The organism is Mycobacterium sp. (assembly GCF_019243155.1).
Lineage (GTDB): Bacteria > Actinomycetota > Actinomycetes > Mycobacteriales > Mycobacteriaceae > Mycobacterium.
The window spans coordinates 1-9,166 of record NZ_JAFAUS010000297.1; the positions used below are offsets into that span (position 1 = coordinate 1).

At 66.7% G+C, this 9,166-nt stretch carries 8 protein-coding genes and 1 pseudogene; 1 reads left to right on the top strand and 8 read right to left on the bottom strand.

What is annotated here, in order from left to right; translation table 11 throughout:
* A pseudogene (locus tag JOZ00_RS14835) lies at positions 1-302 on the top strand (TIGR03086 family protein); the annotation flags it as partial.
* A gap of 1 nt (position 303) precedes the next feature.
* On the opposite strand, the gene JOZ00_RS14840 reads toward JOZ00_RS14835, so the two are convergent.
* The 8 genes from JOZ00_RS14840 to glnA form a co-directional block, all read right to left on the bottom strand.
* Positions 304-915, bottom strand: coding sequence for a TetR/AcrR family transcriptional regulator (locus JOZ00_RS14840; protein ID WP_293344761.1), 612 nt, complete (start codon positions 913-915; stop codon positions 304-306).
* A 38-nt stretch (positions 916-953) separates the two neighbouring features.
* Positions 954-2,351, bottom strand: a complete 1,398-nt coding sequence (locus JOZ00_RS14845) for an FAD-binding oxidoreductase (RefSeq protein ID WP_293344763.1) — start codon at positions 2,349-2,351, stop codon at positions 954-956.
* 129 nt (positions 2,352-2,480) lie between these two features.
* Positions 2,481-2,981, bottom strand: coding sequence for a hypothetical protein (locus JOZ00_RS14850; RefSeq protein ID WP_293344765.1), 501 nt, complete (start codon positions 2,979-2,981; stop codon positions 2,481-2,483).
* 50 nt (positions 2,982-3,031) lie between these two features.
* A complete protein-coding gene (locus tag JOZ00_RS14855; protein WP_293344767.1) occupies positions 3,032-3,253 on the bottom strand; it encodes a hypothetical protein in 222 nt (73 codons plus the stop codon).
* Positions 3,254-3,285: 32 nt separating this feature from the next.
* Complete coding sequence (locus JOZ00_RS14860) at positions 3,286-4,146, bottom strand: TIGR03619 family F420-dependent LLM class oxidoreductase (RefSeq protein ID WP_293344769.1); 861 nt, start codon at positions 4,144-4,146, stop codon at positions 3,286-3,288.
* On the bottom strand, positions 4,143-4,787 hold the full coding sequence (locus JOZ00_RS14865; RefSeq protein WP_293344771.1) for a PaaI family thioesterase: 645 nt from the start codon (positions 4,785-4,787) through the stop codon (positions 4,143-4,145). The genes JOZ00_RS14860 and JOZ00_RS14865 overlap by 4 nt, the downstream gene beginning before the upstream one ends.
* A complete protein-coding gene (locus tag JOZ00_RS14870) occupies positions 4,784-7,768 on the bottom strand; it encodes a bifunctional [glutamine synthetase] adenylyltransferase/[glutamine synthetase]-adenylyl-L-tyrosine phosphorylase (RefSeq protein ID WP_293344773.1) in 2,985 nt (994 codons plus the stop codon). Before JOZ00_RS14870 ends, JOZ00_RS14865 begins: the two co-directional genes overlap by 4 nt.
* 60 nt (positions 7,769-7,828) lie before the next feature.
* On the bottom strand, positions 7,829-9,166 hold a 1,338-nt coding region (gene glnA / locus JOZ00_RS14875; RefSeq protein ID WP_293344775.1), incomplete at its 5' end, for a type I glutamate--ammonia ligase.

Genomic DNA, 9,166 nt, shown 5'->3' on the forward strand with positions numbered 1-9,166 from the left:
CGTTTGCGCTACCAGAATTCGGCCCCGGTGCGGAGTTCCCCGGCGCAATGGCGATCGGGTTCCACTTCGTGGACTACGTCGTGCACGGCTGGGACGTCGCCCGCACGATCGGCACCTCGTTCGATTTGCCGGCCGAGGTGTTGGCGGACGCGCTTCCGCTCGCGCTGGCCGTCCCCGACGATCAGAATTTCCGGACTGCCGACAACGCCGTCTTCGACCCGGCCGTCACGACCGGCAACGAGACCGGCGATCTGGAACGCATCCTGTGCCATCTCGGTCGCTCGCCGGCCTGGACACGCTGATCTAGGTGTATCCGGGCCGGCCCAGCATCTCGCCGACCTGCCGGAGCAGGGCCGTCCGGAAGCGGTCCGCCGACGGGCCGGGAAAGCGCAGGACCCGCGGGATCATCGCACCGACGAGCGTCGCGAAGAGCAGATCGACGACGTCCTCGGGATCGACCACCGGCGTGAAGGCACCGGCATCGCGGCCCTCGGCGACAGTCCGCACAAACGGCGCCCGGTAACGCGACCAACCTTCCTCGCCATAGTCACGCAATTCGCCGTCGCGTACCCCTGAGCGCCAGAACTCGATCAACAGCTGGTGATTGTGCACGGGTGTGTTCAGGTTGCGGTCGATCATCGCCACCAGGCGATTCCACGGGTCGTTCTCCGCGTCCGCGACAGCCTCCAGGGCGGACACCTCGACCTCGGTCGCATGCCTCATCGCCTCGATCAGCATGTCCTCGCGGGACCCGAAGTAGTTCTGCAGGGTGCTGATGGCCGTACCGCTTGCCTCCGCCACGTCGGCGAAGCGGGTGCTTTCATAGCCTCGCTCGGCCAGCACCCTGGCGGCCGATTCAATCGCCTCGGTACGGCGCGCTCCCCCGGCCCGGCGCGTGCGACGTTCAATAGGCATTGACCTATGGTACGGCTATACCGCCTTCGGAGTCCGCATTAGGCGGCGAATCCGGGCGCGATGTTGTGGTTGAGCCGGAACATGTTGTGCGGGTCGTAGACCGCCTTGACGGCCCGCAATTTCTCGTAAACCTCGGGATCGTAGGCCAGCCTGGTGCGACCATCGGCCGTGTCGGCCGGTCCGATGAAACTCGGGCTGGATCCGGTGTGCAGCCAAGGTTGCAGCGCCGCAAGGAGATCACGGCCCGAGTCGCGGTAAGCCGCCACTTCTCGTCCGGGCGGCACGACGGTCAAAGCGAACGTGGCGTACGCGGCGTCGCGTGCACCCACCGCGTTGGGAAATGGCGCCGGATTGCTGAAAGCGCCTTGCAGATGCCGAATGTCGACGATGTTGACCGCGCTACCGGAACCCGGTCCGACCACGTCGACGATCGCCTTGACGGTGTCCTCGGTCATTTCTCGCAGCAGCCCGAAATGCTCGACGGCCGGCGCGGGGTCGGTCGGATCGTTAGTGATCGTGGAGAACTGGGTGTACGGGATGGTGGCGACCGTGTCCGCCAGGACGGGAGCCGCTTGGCGCAGCGGTTCGACCAAACCGGCAGCCGCGTCAGCGTCGCCGACATAGGAGACTCGCACCGATACAGTCAACTTCCCCTGCATGAACGGTGGAAGTCCAGGCAGCGGAGGCAGATTCAGTAGTGCGATGCCGGTCGTCAACTCGTCCGGCGCCGACGCGGTGAGTTCTCGGTAGGACCGCAGTACGTCGGCGGTGTGCTCGCCGGAGAAGAAGATCGCACCCGCGTACAACTCCGCCACCGGGAAAAGCGCGAACTTCATCGCCACGACGACACCGAAATTGCTCTTCCCGCCCAGGAACGCGCCGAACAAATCAGGTTCGGATTCCGTTGACACGCAACGCAATTTACCGTCTGCGGTCACGACCTCCATCGCGATGACGTGATCGGCAGCCCAACCGTATTTGCGGCCCATCGTCGAACTTGCACCGCCACTAAGCGTGTAGCCGACGACGCCCACCCCGGGCGAGGATCCGGGCAAGGGAGCCAGCCGATGTACTGCGGCGGCTTCCACCAGCTCGCCGAACCGCACTCCGGCATCGATTCGTGCCCAACGATTTTCGGCGTCGATAGTGATGCCGCGCATGCGTCGCGTTGTGATCATCAGCGTGTGCGCATCGGCCGCAACCGTCGGTCCGTGACCGGTATTGAGGACGGCGATGTTCAGGCCGTTGCGTTCCGCGAAGCTCACCACCTCGGTGACGTCCGCGGCAGCGGCGGCGCCGACCACGATCGCCGGTCGATGGCGTACCGCCGTGTTAAACACCGCCACCTCTGCGTCGTAGGCCTTGTCATCGGCGGTGAAGACCGGCCCGCGCAGAGTGCCTCGAAGACTGGTGAGTTCGTCTCGCCACGATCCCATAACCGGTTCCTCTCACCTATGTCCAGTCGGTATACAGATACGGTATCGTCATACCGATAATATGACCGCGCACGTGGCTAAGGTCACACGGACCGCGAGGCATCGCCGAGGACCTACCGACCGGCTCTACTAGTGGCGACCGCAGTCCTTGTTCGCGGGCTGCGACGGCCACGCACAGGCGTCGATGTCGGTCGTGTTGCCATAGCCCCCGCCGCTAAACACCCCGAAGGCGTTGCCGTTGCTCGCGGTGTAGGTGGCGCCGCCGCCTACCCCACCGCCGCTCGAGCTGTCGACGATCAGCGACCAGGTCATGCCCGTCAAGGCGGTCTTATAGGTGGCCATGACGTCGTTCGGCGAACCGTTGACGAAGAAGTGCAGATGGATTCCGTTGTCGTGAATGGAGTCCGGGCCGTCGGTCCTCGCGGTGTTGGCCGGCGTGGGGACCAGCGACCGCAGATCCGTGCCGGCGTTGGTGGTCGTCGTCGCCTGCGACACCGTGGTCGTGAACGTCTTGGTGGGCGTCCCACTCGTCGTCGTCGAGTTGCCCGAGCCCGGTGAACCGCCGCACGCCGCCGCAACCAAACCAGCGGCCGTCGCTACGGTCGCCGAGACGTACGTTCGATGTCCCACGATCCCCCTGTGCACGATGTCAACTTTCGTGCGCGGTACAACCCGCTGGCCTAGCGAGAATGTCTGACGCCCAATATCCCGCGCGATGCGTTGGCGGGCTGGTTATCCGCCATGTCGACAAGCTCCAGCCAACTGCCGGGCGCGATGTAGTGCCGGTTCACGTCGTTGCGATGCATGTCGATGATCAACACGCCCGCATCCGTGACCTGGTACTTGTCGAATACGCCGTAGTCGCGCGGTTCGCCGTTGCTGAACACAACCGTGAAGGGCATGCGTCGAGTATGGCCGCGCCGCAACGAGCCGTCTAGCCGTCGAGCGCGAGGTCCTTCCGGAACCGCTGCATGCCGTCGATCTTGTCCTCCAGCGAGGCGTCCGGTCCGGAGTAGAACATCCACGGCATCGTGATGATGCCGGTGATCCCGGCATCCGCGGCGCGTTGATAATCGGCGGTCGTGAAGGCGTCCGTGAGCGGCGTCAGGATGGTGAAACCGTCCATCGACAAACCCTTTTCGCGGCGCAGCTCGCGAAGCTTGTCGACCGCCTCGATGGCGCGGTCGGTCTTGATCAGGTCCCCTATCCAGCCGTCGTTGCGGGCGGCGCGGCGCAGTGCGGCGTCGCTGAGCCCGCCCACGTACACCGGGATCGGCGGCGGTGTCGGTTGCATCTCCAGCCGCGGTGTTCGATAGAACTGGCCCTCGAACTCCGTCCATCCCGGCTGCCACAGCGTCCGCATCAGGTCGATGATTTCATCGGTGCGTTTGCCGCGGGCGTCGAACTGCTCACCCATCAAGGCGAATTCTTCCCGGCACCAGCCGACGCCGATGCCGAGCTCGACTCGGCCCGACGCCAGAACCGCCGCCGTACCAATCGCTTTCGCGGCCGAATACGGGTTGCGCATCGCCGGGATGTAGACGGTGTTGACGAACCGCAGCCGCGTGGTGACCTGTGCCAGCGCCCCGATCAGCACCCAGGGATCGGGCCAGTCGGTGAACGGCTGCCACCGCCGCTCGCCGTCCTTGGTGTACGGGTACGGCGTGTCCAGCGTCTCCAAGTTGACGACGTGGTCGGGAATCCCGACGCCGTCGTAGCCGAGTTCGTCTGCCGCCTTGGCGATCTCGACGATCTCGCGGGTATTCAGAAAGGCACTGCTGACGTAGAATTTCATCCGGTTTCCCTCGCCCACGCCGGCTCGATGAAGACGCCTTCGGCCTCGACGGTGACTCCCTCGCCATCCGAAATCGTGCCGCGCGCAAAGACTTTGACGCCTTCCGCACGGTCGATCCAGGCATCGCACCGTAGCGGGCCAAGCGGCGTCCCGCGCAGATACTTCACGCTGATGGTTCCGGTGAAACGCGCCTTGGAAAGTCCGTCACTGGCCGCCTCGCCGAGCAAGTGGTCGAGCACCAGCGCGCTGACACCACCGTGCACCAGCCCCGGCGGTCCCTCGTAGGCCGACCCGAGGACGAACTCGCTGTGGCAGCGCCCGTCGCCGTCGTGATGGACGACGACCGGCGGAGCGATGGGATTGCACAAACCGACCACCGCATTACCCAACGGCAGTGTTCGGCCATCGACGCGAAAGCTCACGCCGACCGGCCTGGTCTGTTGGCGCAGCAGTTCGGTGACGGCCTCGATCTCGCTGCGCGCCTTGGCAACAACGTCGTCGTCGGCCTCTGTCCGGATGGTCGCGTCGATGAGTTCGCGGACCGCGTCGGCCAACAGGGCGTAGAGACCCGACGCCCGATCAGCTTCTGCGGTGCTGAGCACCTGGAACATCGCGTCGTACGCGCCGGCCGCCTCGCTCAACTCCCGAACACCTTGCGTACCACCGCTTTTGCCCGCCGCGTAACTCGCAGATAGTTGTCCAAGAACTCACTTCCATCGTCGTTGGGCCAGCCCGCGGCGACCGCGACTGCGTTGAGCTGACGTCCGGGTCCGGGCAGTTGGTCGGTGGGCTTGCCACGGACCAGCACCAGCGCGTTGCGGGCCCGGGTCGCGGTCAGCCACGCCTGGCGCAGCAGGTCCACCTCGTCCGCCGGGACGAGGTCGGCCTCGGCGATCGCGTCCAGGCACTGCAGCGTCGACGTGTTGTGCAGCGCGGGGATCTCGTGCGCGTGCCGTAGTTGCATCAGCTGCACAGTCCATTCGATGTCGGCCAATCCCCCGCGGCCCAGCTTCGTGTGCGTGTTGGGGTCGGCACCGCGCGGCAACCGCTCGGAGTCGACGCGGGCCTTGATGCGCCGGATCTCCTGCATCGCCTCGCTCGACACCCCGTCGGCGGGATAGCGAGTCTTGTCGATCATCAGCATGAACCGCTGGCCCAGATCGGCGTCGCCGGCGATCGCGTGCGCACGCAGCAGGGCCTGGATCTCCCACGGCTGTGCCCACTGGTCGTAGTAGGTCGCGTAAGACGCCAGCGTGCGCACCAGCGCACCGCTGCGGCCCTCGGGCCGCAGGTTGGCGTCGACCTCCAGCGGCGGGTCGACGCTCGGCGTCCCCAACAGTGCCCGGATCTGCTCGGCGACCGTCGTCGACCACCGAACGGCGGCAGTATCCTCCACGCCCTCCGACGGTTGGCAGACGAACATCACGTCGGCATCGGACCCGTAGCCCAGCTCGGCGCCGCCCAGCCTGCCCATGCCGATGACCGCGATCGCCGCGAGCGGCTTGCCGTCTTCGGGAAGGTTGGCCCGGATCATCGCCTCGAGCGCGGCCTGCAGCACGGCCACCCACACCGACGTCAACGCGCTGCACACGTCGATGACATCGAGCATGCCGAGCAGGTCCGCCGAGGCGATCCGAGCCAGCTCTCGACGGCGCAGCGTGCGCGCGCTAGCGATCGCGCGCACCGGATCGGAATGGCGGGCGGCCGAGGCGATCAGCGCGCGGGCCACCGCGGCCGGGTCGGTCTCGAGCAGTTTCGGGCACGACGCTCCGTCGGCATAATCCTGGATGACCCGGGGCGCGCGCATCAGCAGCTCCGGCACATAGGCCGACGTGCCCAGCACGTGCATCAACCGCCTGGCCACCGCAGGCTTGTCCCGCAGCGTTGACAGATACCAGCTTTCGCCCGACAGGGCTTCGGACAGCCGGCGGTAGGCCAGCAGCCCGCCGTCGGGGTCGGGGGCCTCCGACATCCAGTTCAGCAGCCTGGGCAGCAGCACCGACTGCACACGGCCGCGCCGCCCGCTCTGGTTGACCAGCGCCGACATGTGCTTCAGCGCGGTCTGCGGGCCCTCGTAGCCGAGCACCGCCAGCTGCCGCTCCGCGGCCTCCGGCGTCATGCCGTTGGCGATCTCCAGCCCAGCGGGCCCGATCGATTCCAGCAGCGGTTGATAGAAGAGTTTCGCGTGCAGCTGGGACACCCGCAGGTTCTGGTGTTTGATCTGTTCGCGCAATACCCCGGCGGCGTCGTGGCGGCCGTCCGGACGAATGTGCGCGGCGCGGGCCAGCCAGCGGACCGCCTCGTCATCGTCGGCGTCGGGCAACAAGTGGGTGCGCTTGAGCCGCTGCAGCTGCAGCCGGTGTTCGAGCAGCCGGAGGAACTCGTAGGAGGCGGTCAGGTTGGCCGCGTCCTCGCGCCCGACGTAACCGCCCCGGCCCAACGCCGTCAGCGCATCGACCGTGGAGGCGACGTGCAGCGAATCGTCGCTGCGGCCGTGGACCAGCTGCAGCAGCTGCACGGCGAACTCGACGTCGCGCAATCCGCCGGTGCCGAGCTTGATCTCGCGGTCACGGACGTCGGCGGGCACCAGCCGCTCGACCCGCCTTCGCATGGCCTGCACCTCGGGCACGAAATCCGCACGCTCGCAGGCGACCCAAACCATCGGTGTGACCGCCGCCAGGTAGCGCTCGCCGAGTTCCTCGTCGCCGACCGCCAACCGGGCCTTCAGCAACGCCTGGAATTCCCAGGTTTTCGCCCAGCGCTGGTAGTACGCGAGATGCGACTCGACCGTGCGGACCAGTTCGCCGCTGCGACCCTCGGGGCGTAGCCCGGCATCCACCTGAAAGAAGGCCTTCGACGCGACGTTCATCATCTCGCTGGCCAACCGGGCACTGAGCGGATCGGCCCGCTCGGCGACGAAGATGACGTCGACGTCGCTAACGTAGTTCAGTTCGCGGGCACCGCATTTGCCCATCGCGATCACCGCGAGTCGCGGTGGCGTGCGGTCGCCACAGACCGTCGCCTCCGCGGCGCGCAGCGCGGACGCCATCGCGGCGTCCGCGAGGTCGGCAAGGTGCGCGGAAACCTCGACGAACGGCAACACCGGCTCGTCTTCGACGGTCGCGGCGAGGTCGAGCGCGGCTAGGACCATCAGCCGGTCCCGGTACAAGGCGCACAGCCGCTGGACCAGCGCGTTGGGCCCGTCCGACGACTCGTCGACGCAGGCGGTAAACGTCGCGCACAGCTGCTCGCGGGCGGGCAGAGTGACCTTGCCACGCAACAGTTTCCAAGACTCGGGGTGGGCGGCCAGGTGATCTCCCAGCGCCAGCGACGAGCCGAGCACCGCGAACAGGCGCCCGCGCAAGGGTCGTTCGGTGAGCAGGGCGGCGTTGAGTTCCTCCCAGCCGGTGTCGAGGTTCTCGGCCAGCCGGATCATGGCGCGCAGCGCGGCATCCGGGTCCGCCGCGCGCGACAGCGACCACAGCAGGTCGACGTGGGCCTGGTCGTCCTGCCCATGCCAACCCAACTGCACCAGGCGCTCGCCCGCGGGCGGGTCGACCAACCCGAGCCGACCGACGCTGGGCAGCTTAGGGCGCTGCGTCGCGGGTTTGGTCACGCCCACGACGGTATCTCAACCCACCCGGATTGAGAGCGGTCGCGGTGCGATCGCGGCGCTCGGGACCTAAAGCGACAGGTAGGTGTTCAGCTCGTACGGGGTGACGTGACTGCGGTAGTTGGCCCACTCCGTGCGCTTATTACGCAAGAAGAAGTCAAAAACGTGCTCCCCCAGCGTTTCCGCGACCAGCTCGGAGGCCTCCATGCTGCGAAGCGCGCCGTCGAGACTGGTCGGCAGCTCCCGGTAACCCATCGCGATGCGTTCCTCGGAGGTCAGATCCCACACGTTGTCCTCCGCCTGCGGCCCCAGCACGTAGCCCTTCTCCACCCCGCGCAGTCCGGCGGCCAGCAGCACGGCGAACGCCAGGTAGGGGTTGCACGCCGAGTCGGGGCTGCGTACCTCGACCCGCCGCGACGACGTCTTGTGCGGGGTGTACATCGGGACCCGCACCAGCGCAGAACGGTTGGCCGCGCCCCATGACGCGGCGGTGGGCGCCTCGCCGCCGTGCACCAGCCGCTTGTAGGAGTTGACCCATTGGTTGGTCACCGCGCTGATCTCCGAGGCGTGCTCGAGGATCCCGGCGATGAACGACTTGCCCACATCGGACAACTGCAGCGGGTCGTCGGGGCTGTGGAAGGCGTTGACGTCGCCCTCGAACAGGCTCATGTGGGTGTGCATGGCCGAACCGGGATGCTGCCCGAAAGGCTTGGGCATGAACGACGCCCGCGCGCCGTTCTCGATCGCGACTTCCTTGATGACATAGCGGAACGTCATGACGTTGTCCGCCATCGACAACGCGTCGGCGAAGCGCAGGTCGATCTCCTGCTGACCGGGCGCGCCCTCGTGGTGGCTGAACTCGACCGAGATGCCCATGAATTCCAGTGCGTCGATCGCGTGCCGCCGGAAGTTGGACGCCGAGTCGTGCACCGCTTGATCGAAGTAACCGGCATTGTCGACGGGAACGGGTTCGGTCCCCTCGTTGGTGCCGGGCTTGAGCAAGAAGAACTCGATCTCGGGGTGCACGTAGCAGGAGAAGCCGAGATCGTTTGCCTTCTGCAGTTGGCGACGCAGCACGTGCCGCGGGTCCGCCCACGACGGCGAGCCGTCGGGCATGGTGATGTCGCAGAACATTCGCGCGGAGTGGTGGTGACCCGAAGCGCTGGCCCATGGCAACACCTGGAAAGTCGACGGGTCCGGGTTGGCCACGGTGTCGGATTCGGAGACCCGCGCGAAGCCCTCGATCGAGGAGCCGTCGAACCCGATGCCCTCCTCGAAAGCGCCCTCGAGTTCGGCCGGAGCGATGGCAACCGATTTCAGGAAACCGAGCACATCTGTAAACCACAGCCGAACAAAGCGGATGTCCCGTTCCTCCAGAGTGCGGAGGACGAATTCCTTCTGTCGATC

Bases quoted from the DNA above. Each gene is read 5' to 3' on its own strand.
- JOZ00_RS14855 (WP_293344767.1), bottom strand. From the start codon at position 3,253: ATGCCCTTCACGGTTGTGTTCAGCAACGGCGAACCGCGCGACTACGGC.
- JOZ00_RS14860 (WP_293344769.1), bottom strand. From the start codon at position 4,146: ATGAAATTCTACGTCAGCAGTGCCTTTCTGAATACCCGCGAGATCGTC.
- JOZ00_RS14840 (WP_293344761.1), bottom strand. From the start codon at position 915: ATGCCTATTGAACGTCGCACGCGCCGGGCCGGGGGAGCGCGCCGTACC.
- JOZ00_RS14845 (WP_293344763.1), bottom strand. From the start codon at position 2,351: ATGGGATCGTGGCGAGACGAACTCACCAGTCTTCGAGGCACTCTGCGC.